The organism is Oryzobacter terrae, from assembly GCF_042756445.1.
In the GTDB taxonomy this organism is placed as follows: Bacteria; Actinomycetota; Actinomycetes; order Actinomycetales; family Dermatophilaceae; genus Oryzobacter; species Oryzobacter terrae.
Genome location: NZ_CP170578.1, coordinates 3,797,209 through 3,817,528, shown reverse-complemented (window position 1 = coordinate 3,817,528; position 20,320 = coordinate 3,797,209). Strand labels below are relative to the sequence as shown.

The following is a 20,320-nucleotide window of genomic DNA, read 5'->3' as shown; positions in this document are numbered from 1 at the left end:
GACGCGCCCGCTCACCCTAACCGGGCGCACGCCCCTCCCGGGCCCGGTCGGTCCGGGGAGCACTCCCCTCCCTGCGCCGTGGACCCGCCCGACCGCCCAGCCCTGCCCGGCGGCCAGCGCGCCTCTCGGGGGCTGTCGGTGCGGCCACCTACCGTCGGCGACATGACGATGGTCCAGGGCACGTTCGACGACCTGGGGACGGCCCTGTCCACCGTCACCTTCGTCGTCGTCGACCTCGAGACCACCGGCGGCAGCCCGGCCGAGTGCGGCATCACCGAGATCGGTGCGGTCAAGGTCCGCGGGGGCGAGGTCGTCGGCGAGTTCCAGACCCTCGTCAACCCGGGCGGCGCCATCCCGTCGTTCATCTCCGTCCTCACGGGGATCACCGACGCGATGGTCGCCGGGTCCCCGCGCATCGAGGCCGCGTTCCCCGCCTTCCTCGAGTTCGCCCGCGGCACCGTCCTCGTCGCGCACAACGCCGGGTTCGACATCTCCTTCCTCAAGGCGGCCGCCAGGCGCACCGACCACGAGTGGCCCGCCTTCCCCGTCCTCGACACCGTGCACCTGGCCCGCCAGCTCGTCCGGCGCGACGAGGTCCCCAACCACCGGCTCGGGTCCCTCGCGCGGCTGTTCCGCTCCACGACGACCCCCGACCACCGGGCCCTGCACGACGCCCGGGCCACCGTCGACGTCCTCCACGGCCTCCTCGAGCGGGTCGGCTCGCTCGGGGTGCACTCCCTCGAGGAGCTCCTCGACTACACCTCGCGCGTCACCCCGGCCCGGCGCCGCAAGCGCCAACTCGCCGACGGCCTGCCCGACGCCCCCGGGGTCTACCTCTTCAAGGACGGGCAGGGACGCGTCCTCTACGTCGGCACGTCGGTGTCGATCCGCACCCGGGTCCGCTCCTACTTCACCGCCTCCGAGCACCGGCGCCGGATGGGAGAGATGGTCCGCATCGCCGAGTCGGTCAGCCCCATCGTGTGCGCCACGACCCTCGAGGCCGAGGTCCGCGAGCTGCGCCTCATCGCCGCGCACCAGCCGCGCTACAACCGGCGCTCGCGCCACCCCGAGAAGGCGCTGTGGGTCAAGCTCACCGTCGAGCCGTTCCCCCGCCTGTCGGTCGTGCGCACCGTCGCCGACGACGGGGCCCGCTACGCCGGCCCGTTCAGCTCGCGCACCGCCGCCGACGCCGCCGTCGCCGCGGTCCACGAGGTGCTCCCGTTGCGGCAGTGCCTGGAACGGCTGTCCACCACCCGGTTCCGCTCGGCGTGCGTCCTCGCCGAGATGGGCCGCTGCGGCGCCCCGTGCACCGGGGCCCAGTCGCTCGCCGAGTACTCCGAGGTCGTCGACCGCGCCGTCGAGCTCCTCGCCGGCGACACCCGCGACCTCCTCGACGCGCTGCGCACCCGCATGGCCGAGCTGTCGGAGGCGCAGCGGTTCGAGGACGCCCAGGTCGTGCGCGAGCGGCTCGTCGCCCTCGTCCGCGGCACGTCCCGCTCGCAGCGCCTCGACCCCCTCGCCCGCATCGGCGAGCTCGTCGCCGCCCGTCGCTCGCTCCTCGGCGGGTGGGAGGTCGTCTGCGTGCGGCACGGCCGCCTCGCCGGGTCCACCACCACGCCCCGCGGTGCCGACCCCATGCCGTATATCGCGGCCCTGCAGGCCAGCGCCGAGGTCGTCGCCGCGTCCGCCCCGCCGATGCCCGCCGCGACGCCCGAGGAGAGCGAGAAGATCCTGCGCTGGCTCGAGTCCCCGGGCGTGCGCGTCGTCGAGGTCGACGGCCCGTGGACCTGCCCGGTCGGCGGGGCGGCCGCCGTGCGCGCCGAGCTCGAGCCCCTCGAGACCGCCCGACGCGAGGTCGCGGGCTTCGCCGGGGTGCGCTGAGCCCTCCCGGGCGCCGCACGCCCCCCGGCTACGCTGACCGGGTGATCACCGCCATCGTCCTCATCACCGCCGACGTCGACCGCATCCCCGAGGTCGCCCAGGAGATCGCCGACCTCGAGGGGGTCACCGAGGTCTACTCCGTCGCCGGTGACGCCGACCTCGTCGCCCTGGTCCGCGTCCGCGAGCACGAGGCCCTCGCCGACGTCATCGCCGACCGGCTCAACAAGGTCGTCGGCGTCACGGGGACCAACACCCACATCGCCTTCCGCACCTACTCCTCGCACGACCTCGAGGCCGCCTTCAGCCTCGGCCTCGAGGACTGACCGCTGCCGGGTCGGCGCCCGCCGGTGTGACCGCGAGGCCTCAGCCGGCGGACAGCCCTCGGGTGACCTCGACCCAGCGCCCGAGCAGCGCGGTGGCCGCGCCGGAGTCGACCGCTGCGGCGGCGCGGTCGATCCCGCGCCGCACGGCCGCCGTCAGCGCCTCGCGGGAGACCGCGGTGCCGTCGGGCCAGTCGGCGACGGCCAGGGCCATCCCCGCGTTGAGGACGACGGCGTCACGGACCGGACCCGCGGCCCCGCCGAACGTGTCGAGGGCGACCTGCGCGTTGAACGCCGGGTCACCGCCGCGCAGCGCCTCGACCGGGCTGTGCTCGAGGCCGAGCTCCGTGGGGTCGAGGGCGACCTCGGTCACGACGCCGTCGCGCACCCACCACACCGTGGAGGTCGTGGCGAGGGTCAGCTCGTCGAGGCCGTCGTCGCCCCGGAACACCGCGGCGGGACGACCTCGACCCGCGAACACCCCGGCGATGATCGGCGCGGTCCGCGGGTCGGCCACCCCGACCGCCGCGTAGGTCGGCTGGGCCGGGTTGGTGAGCGGCCCGAGGAGGTTGAACGCCGTCCCGACGCCGAGGTCGCGTCGGGTGACCGCCGCGTGCCGCATCGAGGGGTGGAAGGCGCCGGCGAAGCAGAACGTGATGCCGGCCTCGTCGGCCGTGCGGGTCACCTGCTCCGGGGTGAGGGTGAGGGAGACACCGAGCGCCTCCAGGACGTCGGCGGAGCCCGAGCTCGAGGACGCGGCGCGGTTGCCGTGCTTGACGACCCGCAGCCCCGTGGCCGCGACGACGACCGAGGCCATCGTCGAGATGTTCACCGAGTGCAGCCGGTCGCCCCCGGTGCCGACGATGTCGATGCTCCGGCCGGGCACCTCGATCCGCAGGGCGTGCTCGAGCATGACGTCGGCGAGGCCGCGGACCTCCTCGGAGGTCTCCCCCTTGGCGCGCAGCGCGACGAGGAAGCCGGCGAGCTGGACGGGCGTCGCCTCTCCCCGCATCACCTCGGTCATCGCCCAGCGGGCGTCGTCGGCGGTGAGGTCCACACCGCGCAGGAGCGCGGCGAGGAGGTCCGGCCAGGTGGGGGTGGCCGGCACGGGGGTCGACACGCGCGTCAGCCGGCGGCCGCGACCCGTGCCCGCGCGAGACCGGCGATGGCCTCCGACAGGGCGATGGGGTCGAGGGGGTGCGGGACGACGTCGTCGGCGAGGGACCAGCCCGCGAGCCACGCGTCCTGCGGGCGGCCGGTGAGGACCAGGATCGGCGGGCACTCGAAGATCTCGTTCTTCAGCTGGCGGCACAGCCCCAGCCCACCCATCGGGACCGCCTCGCCGTCGAGGACGACGACGTCGTGACCGCCCGCGTCGAGGGCCTCGACGACCGCGTCGGCGGTCGCGCACTCGAGCCACGAGGTGACCTCGACGTCGCGCGCCGGGCGCCGGCCCGCAGCCGCGCGGACGGCGTCGCGCACCGTGATGTCGTCGCTGTAGAGCAGGACCGACACGCGGTGGACGCCGTCGGCGGTCGTGGCCTGATCGGGGGTCCCGGTGGCGTGCGGAGAGGTCATGGCGGCATCGTACCGGTGGCCCCCATCGCCTCCCTGCGGGGCTTTGGGGAACCGATGTACAGGCTTTCGGGGGGTCACTACAGCGCGTCTCCCCCGATACGGCAATAATGCATGTCGTGGCGACCCAAACAGCTCCCCAGACCCGGCCCGTGGGGCCCGTCCCCTCGATCCCCGGTCAGGGCCCCGCGACGCGGCCGAACATGGTCGCGGTGGGCACGATGGTGTGGCTCTCCAGCGAGCTGATGTTCTTCGCGGCGCTGTTCGCGTTCTACTTCACGATCCGCGGTCACGAGCCCGAGCTGTGGGTCGAGCGCACGGAGATGCTCAACGTCCCGTTCGCCCTCGCCAACACCACGATCCTCGTCATCTCCTCGGTCTGGTGCCAGCTCGGCGTCCTCCAGGCGGAGAAGGGTGTCGTCGCCCGTCCGGCCGGCTCCCCCCTCGCCAGGGTCAGCGCGTGGGGCATGCGCGAGTGGTACGTCCTCACCTACTTCTTCGGCGCGATCTTCATCGCCGGCCAGGTCTACGAGTACGCCCACCTCGTCGCCGAGAACGTCACGCTCAGCTCCGACCCCTACGGCTCGGTCTTCTACCTCGCCACCGGCTTCCACGGCCTGCACGTCACCGGCGGCCTCATCGCCTTCCTCCTCATCATCGGGCGCACCTTCACGACGCGGCGCTACTCGCACACCCAGGCCACGGGAGCGGTCGTCACGTCGTACTACTGGCACTTCGTCGACGTCGTGTGGATCGCCCTGTTCATCATGATCTACGTCCTGAAGTGACCTCTCGTTCCCCCGACACCTCCCGACCCGACGCCGACGACAGGAACGCACCGTGAACGCACTGGCCGCCCGCCGACGACACCCGGCGGCGATCGCCATCCTCCTCATGCTCGGCCTGTTCCTCACGGGGGCCGCGTACGCCGCGGTGGCCCCGAAGCCCGCCGACGCCACGACCCAGGCCCTCCCGGCCCAGTCGGTCGAGGAGGGCAAGGCCCTGTTCCGGGCGAACTGCGCCTCGTGCCACGGCCTGAACGCCGAGGGTCGCGCCACCGGCAACGGTGACAAGATCGCCGGTCCGTCGCTGGCCGGCGTCGGTGCCGCCGCCGTCGACTTCCAGATGGGCACCGGCCGGATGCCGATGGCCGCCCCCGGCGTCCAGGCCCCCCGCCAGGACGAGATCAAGTACACCGACGAGGAGATCGCCTCCATCGGCGCCTACATCGCCTCCCTCGCCCCCGGGCCCGAGGTGCCGAGCGAGGAGGCCGTCGACCCGACCAAGGGCGACCCCGCCCGCGGCGGCGAGCTGTTCCGCGTCAACTGCGCCATGTGCCACAACTTCGCCGGCGCCGGCGGTGCGCTGACCCGCGGCAAGTACGCCCCCGCCCTCAACGACGTCACCGGCAAGCACGTGTACGAGGCGATGGTCACCGGCCCGCAGAACATGCCGGTGTTCAACGACGCCAACGTCAAGCCCGAGGACAAGCAGGACATCATCGCCTTCCTCCACACCCTCGACGAGCAGGAGAACCCCGGGGGCCTGACCCTCGGCTCCCTCGGCCCGGTGTCCGAGGGCCTGTTCGCCTGGGTCTTCGGCCTCGGCCTCCTCATCGCCTGCGCCGTCTGGCTCGGGTCCAAGTCGGCCTAGCCCCCGTCCGTCCACCGCCATCGACGAGAAGATCGGTACCCCGATGAACGAGCAGGACCCCACCACCCCCGGCACCGAGGTGGCCCCCGGGCACGGCCCCGGCACCGCGGTGCGCCTCGACGAGGGCCACGTCGTGGGCGACGGCGGAATCCCCGAGCGCTTCGCCAACCCCGGTCTGCCGACGCACGTCCCGCGCATGTCCGACCTCAGCGACGAGGGCGCCGCGCGGGCCGAGAAGCAGGTCGCCGCGCTCTTCGCGCTGTCGATCGTCTCGACCCTGCTCTTCGTCGTCTTCTACTTCCTCATCGACATCGACGCCACGCTGTTCGTCCCCGGCATCGGCGTCATGGGCGCCTCGCACGTGGCCCTGGGCCTGACGATGTCCTTCGGGCTCCTCGGCATCGGCCTCGGCGCGGTCCACTGGGCCAAGACGCTGATGCCCGACGAGGAGTTCGTCGAGGAGCGCCACCCGATGCGCGCCAGCGACGAGTCGCGCGAGCGGGTCGTCTCCGAGCTCAAGGGTGGTGGCGAGTCCTCGCAGATCACCCGTCGCCCGCTCATCAAGTACACCCTCGGCGGCGCCCTCGGCCTGTTCGCCGTCCCGATGCTCCTCCAGGTCGGCGGCAGCATGGGCAAGCTCCCCCAGAAGAGCCTGTCGCTCACCTTCTGGAACGGCGGCCCGAGCGGGCCCGGTGAGGAGCCGACCTTCACGCCGCTGCGCCTGATGAAGGACCCCGAGAACGAGCCCATCAGGGCCGAGGACATCACCATCGGCTCGGTCGTCCACGTCCTGCCCGAGGGCCTGCTCGAGCTCGAGCACGGCGTCCTCGAGGAGAAGGCCAAGGCCGCGGTCCTCCTCATGCGTCTCGAGGAGGAGAAGATCGAGTCGCAGAAGCAGAAGGACTGGGGCTACCAGGGGATCGTCGCGTACTCGAAGATCTGCACCCACGTCGGCTGTCCCGTGGGCCTGTACGAGCAGCAGACCCACCACCTGCTGTGCCCGTGCCACCAGTCAACCTTCGACGTGACGCAGGACTGCAAGGTGATCTTTGGACCGGCGAAGCGCCCCCTGCCACAATTGAAGATCACCGTCGACGACGAGGGCTACCTCGTCTCCACACAGCCGTTCCGCGAGGCGGTCGGCCCGAGCTTCTGGGAGCGTGGCTGATGTCCACCGCAACCACCCGTCCTGCCGACGCCCTCCGCGACGGCGACACCACGCCCGAGGCTCCCCCGTCCGGCGCGGCGAAGAAGATCGGCGGCGTCGCCGGCTGGGTCGACGACCGCACCGGTGTGGCCAAGCCCGTCGGCTACCTCATGAAGAAGGTCTTCCCGGACCACTGGTCGTTCATGCTCGGCGAGATCGCGATGTACTCGATGATCATCTGCCTGCTCACCGGAGCGTTCCTCACCTTCTGGTTCATCCCGAGCGCCGGCCACACCGTCTACGACGGCTCCTACGTGCCGCTGCGCGGCGTCGAGATGTCGCAGGCCTACGCCTCCACGCTCGACATCAGCTTCGACATCAAGGGCGGGCTCATCATCCGCCAGATCCACCACTGGGCGGCCCTGCTCTTCATCGTGGCGCTGACCGTCCACATGTTCCGCGTCTTCTTCACCGGTGCGTTCCGCAAGCCCCGTGAGATCAACTGGGTCATCGGCACCGTCCTCGCGCTCCTGGCGATCATCGAGGGCTTCGCCGGCTACTCCCTCCCCGACGACCTGCTCTCGGGCACCGGCATCCGCGCGATGGCGGGCTTCACCCAGACCGCCCCGGTCATCGGCTCCTACCTCGTCTACGGCATCTTCGGCGGGCCGTTCCCCGGCGAGATGATCATCCCGCGGCTCTACAGTGCGCACATCCTGCTGCTCCCCGCGATCCTCGTCGGCCTGTTCACGGCGCACATCGGGCTCGTCTTCGTCCAGAAGCACACCCAGTTCCCCGGCCCGGGCCGCACCAACGAGAACGTCGTCGGCTTCCCCGTGATGCCGGTGTACGCGGCCAAGGCCGGCGGCTTCTTCTTCATCGTCTTCGGCGTCATCGCGCTCATCTCCTCGCTCGTGCAGATCAACCCGATCTGGGGCTACGGGCCGTACGACCCGTCGCCGGTCACCGCGGGCTCGCAGCCCGACTGGTACATGGGCTTCGCCGACGGCGCACTGCGCCTGCTGCCCGGGTGGCTCGAGTTCAGCTTCTTCGGCTTCACGCTCTCGCTGAACATCGCGCTGGGCGCGCTCGTGCTGCTGCCGCTCGTCTACACCGTCCTCGGCATCTACCCGTTCCTCGAGCGGTGGGTCACCAAGGACGACCGCGAGCACCACCTGCTCGACCGGCCGCGCAACAACCCGGTGCGCACGGGCATCGGCATGGCGGGCATCACGGCCTACTCGGTCTTCATGTTCGCCGCGGGCAACGACATCATGGCGATCAAGCTCGGGATGTCCATCAACGACATCACCCGCTTCTTCCAGATCGCCCTGTTCGTCCTGCCGCCGCTGGTGTTCTGGGTGACCAAGCGGGTCTGCCTCAGCCTCCAGCGCGCCGACCGCGACACCGTCCTGCACGGCCGCGAGACCGGGACGATCATCCGCACGCCCGACGGCAAGTTCTTCGAGCGCCACGACACCGAGCTCACTCCCGAGCACTGGATCCTCGTCCAGCACGACGCCGTCGCGCCGTACGAGCTGGCGGCCGACGTCGACGGCAACGGCGTCTCGCGCCGTGCCGGTCGCGCCGAGAAGGTCCGGGCCGCCCTGTCGCGGTTCTACTTCGCCGACGCGGTCAACCCGGTCACCCCGGCCGAGCTCGCCGCCGCCCACCACGACGGCCACGCCGACGAGGCGATCGAGGCCTCCGCGTCCGGTGGCGCCCGCGGCATCGAGGCCCAGGAGGAGCGCGCCGGTCAGCACTGACCCGGCACCACGCCCGTCCACGACGAGGGCTGCGCACCCAGCCGGGTGCGCGGCCCTCGTCGCGTCGTAGCGTGGTGGTCGTGAGCACCGACTCCGGCACCGCCCGCACCGCCCACCCGACCGCTCCCCCGCTGCGTCGCAGCCGCCCCGAGGACGAGGGCGTGCCGCCCGCCGTGCTCTCGGCGCTCCTCGACCGCTGGGAGTCGGTCGGCGTCGAGGCGCACGGCCTGATGGTCCTGCGCCACGGACGCGTGGTCGCGCAGGCCTCGTGGAGGCCCTACCGGGCCGACGGCATCGCCCTCGTGTACTCGGTGAGCAAGACCTTCACCTCGTGCGCCGTCGGGTTCGCCGAGGCCGAGGGCCTGCTTCGGCTCGACGAGCGCCTCGTCGACCTCTTCCCGGAGGCCGCCGACGTCGCCGGCCCACGGGCTGCCCGGCTCACCCTGCACGACGTCCTCGCGATGTCGACCGGTCACCGTGAGGACACCCTCGACTGGCGCGAGAGCGACCCCGCCACCTTCCCGCGGCACTTCCTCGCGATCGAGCCCGAGGAGGAGCCGGGGTCGTGGTTCGTCTACCACAACGGTGCCACCCTCATGGCGGCCCTGGCCGTCCAGCGCCGCAGCGGGCAGCGGCTCCTCGACTACCTGCGACCGCGTCTGCTCGACCCGCTCGGCATCGGCGACGCCGCGTGGAGCGCACGCGGCGGGCTCGACATCGGGTACTCGGGCCTGCACGTCGACCTCGAGGCCGTGGCGCGCCTCGGCGAGCTCCTGCGCCTCGACGGCGTGTGGGAGGGCGAGCGGCTGCTGCCGGAGGGCTGGGTGTCCCGCGCGACGGCCCTGCAGACCGACACCTCGCAGCACCCGGAGACCTCGGACTGGCACCAGGGCTACGGCTACCAGCTGTGGCGCTGCCGGCACGACGCCTTCCGCGCCGACGGCGCCTGGGGTCAGTTCGCGGTCGTCGTGCCCGGGTCGGACCTCGTCGTCGCGGTGACCTCGTGCAGCACCGACACCCAGGCCCTCCTCGACGGGATCTGGGAGGTCCTCCTGCCCGCCCTGGCGCCCGAGCCGCTCCCCCACGACGACGAGGCCTCCACGGCGCTCCTGGACCGCCTGGGCCGGGCGCGCCTCCCGGCACCGGCCTCGTCGGCGGAGCCCGTGGGTGACGGGCCCTGGGAGTTCGTCCACGAGCCGACGCAGGCCCACCCGGCCCTCGTCCTCGTGCGCGTGCGTCGCGACCCCGCCGGCGACTGGGTCCTCGACGTCGAGGACGGCGGCACCGTCACCGTCGCGTGCGGCGACGGGACCTGGTCGGAGGCCGGCGGGACCCCGTGGGCGGCATCGGGTGGCTGGACCGCGCCGGGCGTCTTCGAGGCCCGGGTCGCCGCGGTCGAGACCCCGCACGTCCTCGGCCTCCGCTGCGCCGACGGCGTCGTGGCGGCGTCGTGGAACGGCGAGCCCCTCGTGTGGTCGGCCCTGGCCACCCTCCACGCCCCGCGGACCTGACGCCGGCACCGTCGCGCCGTCGCGCCGTCGCGCCGTTGACGGCAGGTGGCCCCGGGCGTGCGGTGCCGGCGTGGCAGGCTGGGGCGGTGGAGCCGCTGACCCCCGAGGAGTTCGACGCCATCGTCGAGGAGGCGCTCGACGAGGTCCCCGGCGAGCTCATGGCGATGCTCGACAACGTCGCCTTCTTCGTCGAGGACGAGCCGCCCGCCGACGACCCCGACCTCCTCGGGGTCTACGAGGGCACCCCGCTCACCGAGCGCGGCCCGTGGTGGGAGGCCGGCTCCCTGCCCGACCGCATCCTGCTCTTCCGCGGACCGCTGACCCGGATGTGCGAGGACGCCGACGACCTCCGCGAGGAGATCGCCGTCACCGTGGTCCACGAGATCGCCCACCACTTCGGCATCGAGGAGCACACCCTCCACGACCTCGGCTGGGGCTGAGCGCCGTTCACCGCGGGTCCGGTCACAGCCAGCGGCGGACCCGCGAGCGGTAGGCCTCGTACTCGGCACCGAACGTCTCGGCGAGGTAGTGCTCCTCGGGCCGGATCGCGCCCCACCACAGGGCGGCGACACCGACGGGGACGAGGACGAGCGCCCAGAAGGACAGCGCGAGCAGCGCCAGCCCGACGTCGAGCGCGACGAGGCCGAGGTAGAGCGGGTTGCGGCTGAACCGGAACGGCCCGCTCCGAAGCACGAGCCGCGTCGACCCGCCGGGCAGGACCGCCGTGCGGTGCGACCCCATGACCCACAGGGTCCATCCGTTCCACAGCACGAACGCGGCGAGCAGCCCCCACCCGACCCACCGCAGGCCCGTGCCCCCGAGCCGGACCGGGTCGCCCACCGTCGCGCTGAGCACCAGCCCCACGACGAGCGGGACGCCCAGGGCCACCGGGGGCCAGATCCGGAAGGCGGGCGCGTCCACGCCTCCATCGTGGCGTGCCCCTCCGCCGTGCACCACTCGCCGGATCGGCGGCGGCCTCAGCGCTGCATCCGTGGGTCCCGGGTCGGGTCGGCGTACGGTGCCGGGCACCCGTGCGTCACCGCTAGCGGACGCAGCTCGAAGTGCCACGGCTCGTTGGCGAAGACCCGGCACAGCCCGTACGCCGCACCGTGACGAGCCAGCCACGAGGTCGCGTCCGAGGGCCCGAGGTCGACGGCGTCCCCCGAGACGTGCGGGGAGGTCTCGGGTGTGGCGACCCAGCGCGCGGCCTCCGACCGCGAGCCGTACGTCGACACCGCCTCCTCCAGGAGCCGCCGCTGGTACGCCGCCGACCGCCAGCCGCTCGTGACGCTCACCTCGACCCCGTGGGCCTCGGCCGCCGCCGATGCCCGGCGGAGCGCGTCGAGCAGGGCGGGGTCGAGCCGGGCCACTCCCGGGTACGCGTCGTCATCGGCACCGACGCCGTCGGGCAGCCTCCCCCCGGCCGCCCCCTGGTCCCCGCGGCCGCCCTCCCGCGCGCCCCCGGGAGGGGCCTCGGGGGCGTCCGGACGGCGGTCCACCGGGGTGGCCGAGGCCGGGGGTGCCGTGGCCCTCGGGGTCGCCGTGACCGGCGACGCCACCGATCCTGCCGAGGGGAGCACACCGCAGGCGGCTGCGGCGGCGAGCACGGACACGAGGAGGACGGCGACGGTGGCGCGCGACGGCGCCCGAGCGGGCTCCGTGGCCCGTGATGGCTGGCGGTTCGACATGCCCTCCAGTGGACGCGGCGGCGTGTTGCCGGCCCGTATCCCCTTCTCCATACGCCCGCGATACGCCCCACTGCCTAGCATCGGGTCATGCGCGTGTTGGTCGTCGAGGACGAGCCCCTGCTCGCCGAGGCCATCCGCGACGGCCTGCGGCTCGAGGCGATCGCGGCCGACGTCGCGGCCGACGGTGACTCCGCGCTGGAGCTGCTGGGCGTCAACAGCTACGACATCGCCGTCCTCGACCGCGACATCCCCGGCCCCTCCGGCGACGACGTCGCGAGGAGTGTCGTCGCCTCGGGCACCGGGATGCCGATCCTCATGCTGACCGCGGCGGACCGCCTCGACGACAAGGCCTCCGGGTTCGAGATCGGGGCCGACGACTACCTCACCAAGCCCTTCGAGCTTCAGGAGCTCGTCCTGCGCCTGCGCGCCCTCGACCGCCGCCGCGCCCACCACCGTCCGCCGGTTCGTGAGATCGCCGGGCTGCGTCTCGACCCGTTCCGCCGCGAGGTGTTCCGCGACGGGCGCTACGTCGCGCTGACCCGCAAGCAGTTCGCCGTGCTCGAGGTCCTCGTCGCGGCCGAGGGCGGCGTCGTCAGCGCCGAGGAGCTCCTCGAGCGGGCGTGGGACGAGAACGCCGACCCCTTCACCAACGCGGTCCGGATCACCGTCTCGGCGCTGCGCAAGCGGCTCGGCGAGCCGTGGGTCATCGCCACGGTGCCCGGCGTCGGCTACCGCGTCGACGAGGGCCCCCGGGGCCACGCAGGCGTGGGCGACGGCACCCACCCGGGCGGAGACGGACCGCGTGGCTAGGGCGCCCGGGCTGAGCGTCCGCCTCCGGCTCACCCTCAGCTACGTCGGCTTCCTCATGGTGGCGGGCACCCTGCTGCTCGCGACGGTGTGGGTCTTCCTCCTGCGCTACGTCCCGGACCGGTCGAGCTTCGGCCCCGGACCCTTCAGCCCGACCCGCTCCGACCTCCTCGACGCCTTCGCCCCGCGGGCCGCCCAGGCCCTCGCGGCGCTGCTCGTCATCGGCGTCATCGGTGGGTGGCTGCTCGCCGGCCGGATGCTCGCACCCCTGGCCCGGATCACCGACGCCACCCGCGTGGCGGCCAAGGGCTCTCTCTCGCACCGGATCCGGCTCGAGGGCCGGGATGACGAGTTCCGCGAGCTCGCCGACTCCTTCGACACCATGCTCGCGCGGCTCGAGGCCCAGGTCGCCGAGCAGCAACGCTTCGCGGCCAACGCCTCGCACGAGCTGCGGACCCCGCTCGCCATCACGCAGACCCTGCTCGACGTGGCACGCCGCGACCCCGCGCACGACCACGCCGAGCTCCTCGACCGCCTCCGCGACGTCAACGGCCGGGCCGTCGGGCTCACCGAGGCCCTGCTCCTGCTCGGCCACGCCGACCGCCGCACCTTCACCCGCACGGTCGTCGACCTGTCCCTGCTCGCCGAGGACGCCGCCGAGACCCTGCTTCCCGAGGCCGAGCGGCGCGGCGTCGCCATCGAGGCCGCGGGCGAGGTCGCGCCCACCGAGGGGTCGGCCGCGCTGCTCCGGCAGCTGACGACGAACCTCGTCCACAACGCCGTCGTCCACAACCTGCCCGAGGACGGGGCGGTCCGGGTGACGACGTCGGTCCAGGGCGACACCGCGGTGCTCACCGTCGAGAACACCGGGGAGCAGCTCGGCAGGGGCGCCGTCGCGACCCTCGTCGAGCCGTTCCAGCGCGGCAGCGGGCGCACCCGCACCGACCACCCCGGCGTCGGGCTGGGCCTGGCGATCGTCGACAGCATCACGCGGGCGCACGACGGCACGCTCACGCTCGCGGCACGCCCCGGCGGAGGGCTGCGCGTCGTCGTCGCGCTACCGCTCGCCGGCTCCCGGGGCGGCGGCCGATGAGCCGGGCCGGCGCAGGACGGGTCGCCCCACGACCGGAGGAGTGAGCGCACTCAGAGCGCGTGCTCGCCCTTGAAGTACTCGAAGGTCCAGCCGACGAGGGCCGGGACGCCGATGAAGGCGCCGATGATGAACATCCACCAGCCGACCGCGAGGCCGAGGAAGCAGACCGCCGCCGACGCACCGAGGAACAGCGGCCACCAGCTGTGCGGGCTGAAGAACCCGTAGTCGCCCTGGATCTCGTCGATGTCGCCGAGCGGGTCGTCGGAGGGGTCGACCTCGAGGTTCTTGCGGGTGATCCAGAGGTACCAGGCGATCATGAAGCCGAGCAGCCCGGCAAGGATCAGGCCGATGACGCCGACCCACTCGATGCCGATGGTGTTGGCCGTCCACGGGCCGTAGATCGCCGCCACGACGAAGGCGAACACCCCGATGAGCAGCCCGAGCCGTTCCATCGCGCGCATGGGTCAGTGCTCCTTGGTCTCGGACTGGTCGTCGGCGTCGACGAACGAGTTGCTGCCGAGGTCGGCCGGGCCCAGCGCCGAGACGAGGGAGTTCTCCTTCGCCTTGGCCTGGTCGTGACGCCCGCCCGGGGCGGCCTCGGGGTGCCTGAGGTCGAACGCGGGGCGCTCGGAGCGGATCCGCGGGATCTCGTGGAAGTTGTGCCGCGGCGGCGGGCAGGACGTCGCCCACTCGAGCGAGCCCCCGTAGCCCCACGGGTCGTCAACCTCGACGAGCGGAGCGGTGCGCCAGGTCTTCCACACGTTGTAGAGGAACGGCAGCGTCGACAGGCCGAGGAGGAAGGCCCCGGTCGTGGAGATCTGGTTGCCGAGGGTGAAGCCGTCCTCGGGCATGTAGTCGGCGTAGCGCCGCGGCATGCCTTGCATCCCGAGGATGTGCTGGACGAGGAAGGTCAGGTGGAAGCCGATGAACAGCATCCAGAAGTGGATCTTGCCGAGCGTCTCGTCGAGCATCCGGCCGGTGAGCTTGGGCCACCAGAAGTAGAAGCCCGAGAACATCGCGAACACGACGGTGCCGAACACGACGTAGTGGAAGTGCGCCACGACGAAGTAGCTGTCGGAGAGCTGGAAGTCCAGCGTCGGCGTCGCGAGGATGATGCCGGTGAGCCCACCGAGGAGGAAGGTCACGAGGAAGCCGTTGGCCCACAGCATCGGCGTGTCGTAGGAGACCTTGCCGCCCCACATCGTGCCGATCCAGTTGAAGAACTTCACACCTGTCGGCACGGCGATGAGCATCGTCATGATCGCGAAGAACGGCAGGAGCACCTGGCCCGTGACGTACATGTGGTGCGCCCAGACGCTGACCGAGAGCGCCGCGATGGCGATCGTGGCGTAGACGAGGGTCTTGTAGCCGAAGATCGGCTTGCGCGAGAAGACCGGCAGGACCTCGGAGATGATGCCGAAGAACGGCAGCGCGATGATGTAGACCTCCGGGTGCCCGAAGAACCAGAAGATGTGCTGCCACAGCATCGCCCCGCCGTTGTCGGGGTCGAAGACGTGGGCCCCGAACCGGCGGTCGGCGCCGAGCGCGAAGAGCGCGGCGGCCAGGGCCGGGAAGGCGATGAGCACGAGGATCGAGGTGACGAGCACCGTCCACGTGAAGATCGGCATCCGGAACATCGTCATGCCGGGGGCGCGCATGCACAGGATCGTCGTGATGAAGTTGACGGCGCCGAGGATGGTGCCGAAGCCACCGAGCGCGAGGCCGAAGACCCACAGGTCGCCGCCGAGGCCGGGCGTGTAGCTGCTGTCGGACAGCGGCGCGTAGGCGAACCAGCCGAACGACGCGGCACCGCTCGGCGTGAGGAAGCCCGCGCCGGCGATGAGGCCGCCGAAGAGGTAGAGCCAGTACGCGAACATGTTCAGCCGCGGGAAGGCGACGTCGGGGGCGCCGATCTGCAGCGGCATCAGCGCGTTGGCGAACCCGGCGAACAGCGGCGTCGCGAAGAGCAGCAGCATGATCGTGCCGTGCATCGTGAACAGCTGGTTGTACTGGTCGGGGTTGTCGACGAGCTGCAGGCCCGGCTCGGCGAGCTCGGCGCGGATGACGAGCGCCATGAGCCCGGCGATGAGGAACCAGATGAACGAGGTGATGAAGTAGAGGTGCCCGATGACCTTGTGGTCGGTCGTCGTCACCCACCGGATGACGACGGAGCCCTTGCGGATCCGGCGCGACTGCGACGCGGTCCGGGTCTCGCGGAGCATCGTGGTCTCGGAGGCGGCGCTCATGCTCAGTTCCCCCCGTCGACGGTCTCGTTGCGGAGCTGGTCGTCCATGAGGTCCTCGCGGTTCAGGTCGTTGTTGAGCAGCCCGGACTGGCCGGCGGCCCGCAGGTCGGCGACGTGCGCCTCGTACTCGGCGCGCGGGACCACCTTGACGTTGAAGAGCATCTGCGAGTGGTACGCGCCGCACAGCTCGGCGCACTTCCCGCGGAAGGTGCCCTCCTGGGTCGGGGTGACCTGGAAGCGGTTGACCCGGCCCGGGATCATGTCCATCTTCTGGAGGAAGGCGGGGACCCAGAACGAGTGGATGACGTCGCGGGCGGTGAGGACGAACTCGACCCGCTCGTTCACCGGCAGGTACATCGTGGGGATGGTCTCCTCGGCGCCGGGCTCCCCCGTGAGGATCGCCTGGGTGCCGACCTCGTGGACGTCGTCCTCGACGTAGTTGAAGTCCCAGCTCCACTGCTTGCCGACGACGTTGACCGTGAGGTCGGGCTCCTTCGACGTGTCGAGCAGGACCGCCTCGTCGCGCGCGGTGTACGCGAACAGGACGACGACCATGAAGATCGGGACGACGGTGTAGAGGATCTCGATCGGGATGTTGTAGCGCAGCTGGACGGGGAGCTCGTTGTCGTCCTTCTTGCGGCGGTACGCCGCGGCGCACCAGACGATGAGGCCGATGACGAGGGCCCCGACCGCGAGCGCGGCGATCCAGGCGCCGATCCACAGCGAGGTGATGCGCTCACCGTTCTCGGTGACGGCGTGCGGCAACCATCCCGTGGAGGCGTCGCCCCGCAGGTCTTCCGCGGTGGCGCACCCCGTGAGGGCGGCGGCCGAGAGCGCACCGAGGAGGGCCCACGTGCCGAGGCGGCCGCGGGCCCGACGGGGCGTGGTGAGGACGTGCTGGCGCACCGCTGCACCCTTCGTCAGGAGGAGGTCGACGGACGCTGCAAACCCTACTGCACCCCGTCCGTGGAGGTCAGGCAGGGGGGACTACCGTCGAACCGTGGCGGACACCGGGATCGGACCCCCCGCAGGCGGTCTGCTCGACGCCTCGCGGGGGCCCCTGCACCCCGCGGCCGCGACGACGTTGACGGCCGCCCTCGGCGTCGCGTTCGCCGACCCCACGCGCCTCCACGCCCCCGGGCGCCACGCGCGGTCGCTGCTCGACACGTCCCGCGCCGTCCTCGCCGACGCCCTGGGGGCGTCCCCCGCCGAGGTGTCGGTGCACCCGAGCGCCGAGGCCGCCCTCGACCTCGCGCTGACCGGGCTGCGCCACGCCCGCCGCCGGGTCGGCGAGCGGGTCGTCGCCGGGGCCACCGAGCGCTCCGTCCTCCTGCTCCAGCCCGGCATCGACGGGCCGCTGCCGGTGGACCGGTCGGGTCGCGTCGACGCCGAGGCCTTCGCCGCCGCCGTCGGAGGCGGCCGCGTCGCCGCCGCCGTCCTCCAGGTGGCCAACGGCGAGGTCGGCACCCGGCAGCCGGTGGCTGCCGTCGCGGCCGCGGCACGCACCGCCGGCGTCCCCCTCCTCCTCGACGCCACCGCCTCCCTCGGCCGTGACCGCGCGGGCGACGGGCTCCTGCGCGAGGCCGGGGTCGTCGTCGCCGACGCCGCCTCGTTCGGGGGTCCTCCGCTCGGACTCCTCGTCGTGCGGGCGGGGACGCGCTGGGGCCTGCCCGGCCCACGGCGCGAGGCGGAGCACGGACGCGAGCACGCCGCACCCTGGGTCCCCCTCGTCCTCGCGGCCGCCGAGGCGTGGCGCCAGGGCGAGGCCGAGCGCGTCGAGGAGGAGCGGACGGCGCGAGAGCTCGTCGCGCGGGTGCGGGCCGCGGCGGCCGAGGTCCCCGACGTCGAGGTCGTCGGCGACGCCGACGACCGCCTCCCCCACGTCGTGACGTTCAGCGTCCTCTACGCCGACGGCGAGGTCCTCCTCGAGGAGCTGTCGCGGCGCGGGCTGCACGTGGCGTCGGGGTCGGCCTGCACGTCGAGTGCGCTCCGGCCGAGCCACGTCCTCGCGGCGATGGGGGTGCTGACCCACGGCAACGTGCGGGTCACCCTGCCGCTGCGCGCCGTCTCCCCCACCCGGGCCGACGACGTCGAGCGCCTCTGTCGCGAGCTGCCGGAGGCCGTGGCCACCGTGCGCCGCCGCCTCGGGACGGACGACCTGTGAGCGACGCGGCGCCGGTCGTCGACGCCCGCGGCACGCGCTGCCCCGTCCCCGTCATCCGCGTGGCCCGTGCCGTCCGTGACCTCCCGCCCGGGTCGGAGGTCGTCCTCCTCGCCGACGACGTCGCCGCCCGGTCCGACGTCCCGGCGTGGGGCCGGCTGCGGGGACACGACGTCGCGGTGGGCGAGGTCGACGCCGCAGGGACGACGACCTACGTCGTCGTCACCGGATGGGCTCCCGGCGGGGGCGGCTCCGGCGAGGGTCGGGACGAGAAGTCGACCTGAGGCGCCTGCAGCGCCGTCGACAGCGCCTCGAGGTACCGCTCGCGCGGCCACTCCTGCGCCCCGAGCCGCTGCAGGTGCTCGGTGGCCCACTGGACGTCGACGAGGCGGCGCGGGTCGTCGTCGGAGAAGAACAGCTCGACGAGCCCCACGAGGGCGACCTTCGAGGCGTCGCGCACGCTGTGGAACATCGACTCCCCCGCGAACAGGCCGCCCACCGAGACCCCGTAGAGGCCCCCGACGAGCTCGCCGTCCTGCCAGGTCTCGACGCTGTGCGCCCAGCCCAGCTCGTGGAGGCGCCCGTAGGCCGCCGCGACGTCGTCGGTGATCCAGCGACCGTCCCGTGAGGGGTCGGCGCACCGCCGGACGACCTCGGTGAACGCGGTGTCGACCCGGACCTCGAAGCGGTCGAGGCTCTTGCGCAGCGACCGGCGCACCCGCAGCGCCCCGGGAGGGAAGACCCCCCGAGGGTCGGGTGACCACCAGCCGACGGTGCCCGAGCCGTGCGGGCCGAGGCCCATGGGGAACAGCCCGAGCCGGTAGGCCGCGAGCAGCGTGCCGGGCCGCAGGTCGGCGCCCGCGGCGACGAGGTCGTCACCGGGGTCGGCCCGGGCGGCGTCGAGGAGCCACGGGGTGGGCTCGGGCTCGACGGGGGGGAACGGCATCGCCGGGTGGGGCGTCAGCCGTTCGCGCAGTTGACGAGCGGCGCGATCTCCGCGGCGGCCTCGGCGCCGTACGCCGTCTCGACGCGCTGGAGGAAGGGGTCGCGCTTGATGAGGTACTCCTGCGTCCCGACGGTCTCGAGGACGTAGGCCGCGAGCACCGAGCCGATCTGGGCGCAGCGCTCGTGGCCGAGCCCGCCGGCCAGGCCGACGAGGAAGCCGGCGCGGAAGGCGTCACCGACGCCCGTCGGGTCGACGCGGTCGACCTCGCCCGCGATCGGCACGTGGATCGGCTCCTCGCCCGTGGTGCGGATGTCGGCGCCGTCCTTGCCGCGGGTGATGACGCGGGTCGTGACCCGCGCGTCGATCTCGTCCTGGGTCCACCCGGTCTTGGTCTCGGTGAGGTGGGCCTCGTACTCGTTGGTGAAGAGGTAGTCGGCGCCGTCGATGAGCTTGCGGATGAAGGGGCCGTCGGCGAAGGCCAGCTGCTGCGACGGGTCGGCGATGAAGGGGATCCCCCGGGTGCGGCACTCCTGGGAGTGACGCAGCATCGCCTCGGGGTCGTCGGCTCCGATGAGGACGAGGTCGAGGGCGCGCTGCTCGTGGATCGGGCCGAGCTCGATCATCCGGGCCTCGGCCATGGCCCCCGCGTAGAACGTCGCGATCTGGGCCATCGTGTCGTCGGTGGTGCACACGAAGCGGGCGGTGTGGCGCGACTCGGAGATGTGGACGTGGTCGGTGACGACCCCGTGCCGCGAGAGCCAGCTGCGGTAGTCGCCGAAGTCCTCCCCCGCGGCGCCGACGAGGATCGGCCGCGCGCCGAGCACCGCCATCCCGAAGCAGATGTTGCCGGCCACACCGCCGCGGCGGATCTCGAGGGTGTCGGCGAGGAAGCTCACCGAGATCTTGTCGAGCTGGTCGACGACGAGCGAGTCGGCGAAGCTCCCCCGGAAGGTCATGAGGTGGTCGGTGGCGATGGACCCGGCGACGGCGATCTGCACGGGGAGAACCTACCCCGGGCCGGCCGGTCGGTGGGCCCCGGGGACGCCGAGAGGGCCCGCACCGGGGGTGGTGCGGGCCCTCTCGGGTCGGCCGGCGAGGCGGCCGGGTCGCGTCAGCTGAAGCTGTCGCCGCAGGCGCACGAGCTGCCGGCGTTGGGGTTGTCGATGGTGAAGCCCTGCTTCTCGATGGTGTCGGCGAAGTCGATCGTCGCGCCCTGGAGGTAGGGGGCGCTCATCCGGTCGACGACGACCTCGACACCGTCGAAGTCGCGCACGAGGTCACCGTCGAGAGTGCGCTCGTCGAAGTAGAGCTGGTAGATCAGGCCCGAGCAGCCGCCGGGCTGGACGCCGACGCGCAGGCGGAGGTCGTCACGACCCTCCTGCGAGAGCAGGGACGAGACCTTCTCGGCCGCGACGCCGGTGAGGACGACGCCGTGGGGGGCCTCCTCCTCGGTGGTGGGGGCCTCGGTGGTCTGGAGCTGGTCGCTCATGGGCACTCCTGTTGCTGGCGGTGGCCGGGTGGTGGGCC

Annotated in this window: 22 protein-coding genes; 12 read left to right on the top strand and 10 right to left on the bottom strand. The window is 72.8% G+C overall.

Going from position 1 to position 20,320, the window contains the following annotated elements; all coding sequences use genetic code 11:
• Positions 1–162: 162 nt before the first annotated feature.
• Both ACFWN3_RS18190 and ACFWN3_RS18185 read left to right on the top strand, forming a co-directional pair.
• The gene (locus tag ACFWN3_RS18190; RefSeq protein WP_377642056.1) at positions 163–1,881 is read left to right on the top strand and encodes a DEDD exonuclease domain-containing protein; all 1,719 of its coding nucleotides are present in this window, start codon (positions 163–165) and stop codon (positions 1,879–1,881) included.
• A 41-nt stretch (positions 1,882–1,922) separates the two neighbouring features.
• Positions 1,923–2,204: an Lrp/AsnC family transcriptional regulator gene (locus tag ACFWN3_RS18185; RefSeq protein WP_377642054.1), complete on the top strand. Its 282-nt coding sequence runs from the start codon at positions 1,923–1,925 to the stop codon at positions 2,202–2,204.
• Between the two features lie 40 nt (positions 2,205–2,244).
• Here the strand turns inward: ACFWN3_RS18185 and trpD are convergent, their stop codons facing one another.
• Complete coding sequence (gene trpD, locus ACFWN3_RS18180; protein ID WP_377642052.1) at positions 2,245–3,321, bottom strand: anthranilate phosphoribosyltransferase; 1,077 nt, start codon at positions 3,319–3,321, stop codon at positions 2,245–2,247.
• Between the two features lie 5 nt (positions 3,322–3,326).
• The gene (locus ACFWN3_RS18175; protein WP_377642050.1) at positions 3,327–3,779 is read right to left on the bottom strand and encodes a hypothetical protein; all 453 of its coding nucleotides are present in this window, start codon (positions 3,777–3,779) and stop codon (positions 3,327–3,329) included.
• Positions 3,780–3,979: 200 nt separating this feature from the next.
• Here ACFWN3_RS18175 and ACFWN3_RS18170 point away from each other — a divergent pair, with 200 nt between their 5' ends.
• The 6 genes from ACFWN3_RS18170 (at position 3,980) to ACFWN3_RS18145 (ending at position 10,293) form a co-directional block, all read left to right on the top strand.
• A complete protein-coding gene (locus ACFWN3_RS18170; protein ID WP_377645652.1) occupies positions 3,980–4,564 on the top strand; it encodes a heme-copper oxidase subunit III in 585 nt (194 codons plus the stop codon).
• A 52-nt stretch (positions 4,565–4,616) separates the two neighbouring features.
• Positions 4,617–5,429, top strand: coding sequence for a c-type cytochrome (locus ACFWN3_RS18165; protein WP_377642048.1), 813 nt, complete (start codon positions 4,617–4,619; stop codon positions 5,427–5,429).
• Between the two features lie 43 nt (positions 5,430–5,472).
• Complete coding sequence (locus ACFWN3_RS18160) at positions 5,473–6,597, top strand: Rieske 2Fe-2S domain-containing protein (protein ID WP_377642046.1); 1,125 nt, start codon at positions 5,473–5,475, stop codon at positions 6,595–6,597.
• Positions 6,597–8,342 (top strand): cytochrome bc complex cytochrome b subunit, encoded by a 1,746-nt coding sequence (locus tag ACFWN3_RS18155; protein WP_377642044.1) that lies wholly within the window; start codon positions 6,597–6,599, stop codon positions 8,340–8,342. The genes ACFWN3_RS18160 and ACFWN3_RS18155 overlap by 1 nt, the downstream gene beginning before the upstream one ends.
• Positions 8,343–8,422: 80 nt before the next feature.
• Positions 8,423–9,853, top strand: coding sequence for a serine hydrolase domain-containing protein (locus tag ACFWN3_RS18150; RefSeq protein WP_377642043.1), 1,431 nt, complete (start codon positions 8,423–8,425; stop codon positions 9,851–9,853).
• 86 nt (positions 9,854–9,939) lie between these two features.
• Positions 9,940–10,293: a metallopeptidase family protein gene (locus ACFWN3_RS18145; protein ID WP_377642041.1), complete on the top strand. Its 354-nt coding sequence runs from the start codon at positions 9,940–9,942 to the stop codon at positions 10,291–10,293.
• Between the two features lie 22 nt (positions 10,294–10,315).
• Here the strand turns inward: ACFWN3_RS18145 and ACFWN3_RS18140 are convergent, their stop codons facing one another.
• Positions 10,316–10,774 carry a methyltransferase family protein gene (locus ACFWN3_RS18140; protein ID WP_377642039.1) on the bottom strand — a complete coding sequence of 153 codons (459 nt, stop codon included), beginning with the start codon at positions 10,772–10,774 and terminating at the stop codon, positions 10,316–10,318.
• Between the two features lie 56 nt (positions 10,775–10,830).
• Positions 10,831–11,541 (bottom strand): M15 family metallopeptidase, encoded by a 711-nt coding sequence (locus ACFWN3_RS18135; protein WP_377642037.1) that lies wholly within the window; start codon positions 11,539–11,541, stop codon positions 10,831–10,833.
• A gap of 87 nt (positions 11,542–11,628) precedes the next feature.
• On the opposite strand from ACFWN3_RS18135, the gene ACFWN3_RS18130 reads away from it, so the two are divergent.
• Both ACFWN3_RS18130 and ACFWN3_RS18125 read left to right on the top strand, forming a co-directional pair.
• The gene (locus ACFWN3_RS18130; protein ID WP_377642035.1) at positions 11,629–12,351 is read left to right on the top strand and encodes a response regulator transcription factor; all 723 of its coding nucleotides are present in this window, start codon (positions 11,629–11,631) and stop codon (positions 12,349–12,351) included.
• On the top strand, positions 12,344–13,441 hold the full coding sequence (locus ACFWN3_RS18125) for a sensor histidine kinase (protein WP_377642033.1): 1,098 nt from the start codon (positions 12,344–12,346) through the stop codon (positions 13,439–13,441). The genes ACFWN3_RS18130 and ACFWN3_RS18125 overlap by 8 nt, the downstream gene beginning before the upstream one ends.
• Positions 13,442–13,491: 50 nt before the next feature.
• On the opposite strand, the gene ACFWN3_RS18120 is transcribed toward ACFWN3_RS18125, so the two are convergent.
• From ACFWN3_RS18120 to coxB, 3 genes are read right to left on the bottom strand one after another with little or no spacing between them, the layout of a single operon-like run.
• Positions 13,492–13,902 carry a cytochrome c oxidase subunit 4 gene (locus ACFWN3_RS18120; RefSeq protein WP_377642031.1) on the bottom strand — a complete coding sequence of 137 codons (411 nt, stop codon included), beginning with the start codon at positions 13,900–13,902 and terminating at the stop codon, positions 13,492–13,494.
• Between the two features lie 3 nt (positions 13,903–13,905).
• Positions 13,906–15,663, bottom strand: a complete 1,758-nt coding sequence (gene ctaD, locus ACFWN3_RS18115) for a cytochrome c oxidase subunit I (RefSeq protein WP_377645650.1) — start codon at positions 15,661–15,663, stop codon at positions 13,906–13,908.
• Between the two features lie 26 nt (positions 15,664–15,689).
• A complete protein-coding gene (coxB, locus tag ACFWN3_RS18110; protein ID WP_377642030.1) occupies positions 15,690–16,592 on the bottom strand; it encodes a cytochrome c oxidase subunit II in 903 nt (300 codons plus the stop codon).
• A gap of 94 nt (positions 16,593–16,686) precedes the next feature.
• Here coxB and ACFWN3_RS18105 point away from each other — a divergent pair, with 94 nt between their 5' ends.
• Together ACFWN3_RS18105 and ACFWN3_RS18100 are read left to right on the top strand one after the other, a co-directional pair.
• Positions 16,687–17,850, top strand: coding sequence for an aminotransferase class V-fold PLP-dependent enzyme (locus ACFWN3_RS18105; RefSeq protein ID WP_377642028.1), 1,164 nt, complete (start codon positions 16,687–16,689; stop codon positions 17,848–17,850).
• On the top strand, positions 17,847–18,131 hold the full coding sequence (locus ACFWN3_RS18100) for a sulfurtransferase TusA family protein (RefSeq protein WP_377642026.1): 285 nt from the start codon (positions 17,847–17,849) through the stop codon (positions 18,129–18,131). Before ACFWN3_RS18105 ends, ACFWN3_RS18100 begins: the two co-directional genes overlap by 4 nt.
• Here ACFWN3_RS18100 and aat read toward each other — a convergent pair.
• The 3 genes from aat to ACFWN3_RS18085 form a co-directional block, all read right to left on the bottom strand.
• Positions 18,059–18,793 (bottom strand): leucyl/phenylalanyl-tRNA--protein transferase, encoded by a 735-nt coding sequence (gene aat / locus ACFWN3_RS18095; RefSeq protein WP_377642024.1) that lies wholly within the window; start codon positions 18,791–18,793, stop codon positions 18,059–18,061. The two genes, ACFWN3_RS18100 and aat, sit on opposite strands and share 73 nt — an antisense overlap.
• Before the next feature lie 14 nt (positions 18,794–18,807).
• On the bottom strand, positions 18,808–19,791 hold the full coding sequence (locus ACFWN3_RS18090; RefSeq protein ID WP_377642022.1) for a carbohydrate kinase family protein: 984 nt from the start codon (positions 19,789–19,791) through the stop codon (positions 18,808–18,810).
• A 113-nt stretch (positions 19,792–19,904) separates the two neighbouring features.
• A complete protein-coding gene (locus tag ACFWN3_RS18085) occupies positions 19,905–20,282 on the bottom strand; it encodes a HesB/IscA family protein (RefSeq protein WP_377642020.1) in 378 nt (125 codons plus the stop codon).
• Positions 20,283–20,320: the final 38 nt, after the last annotated feature.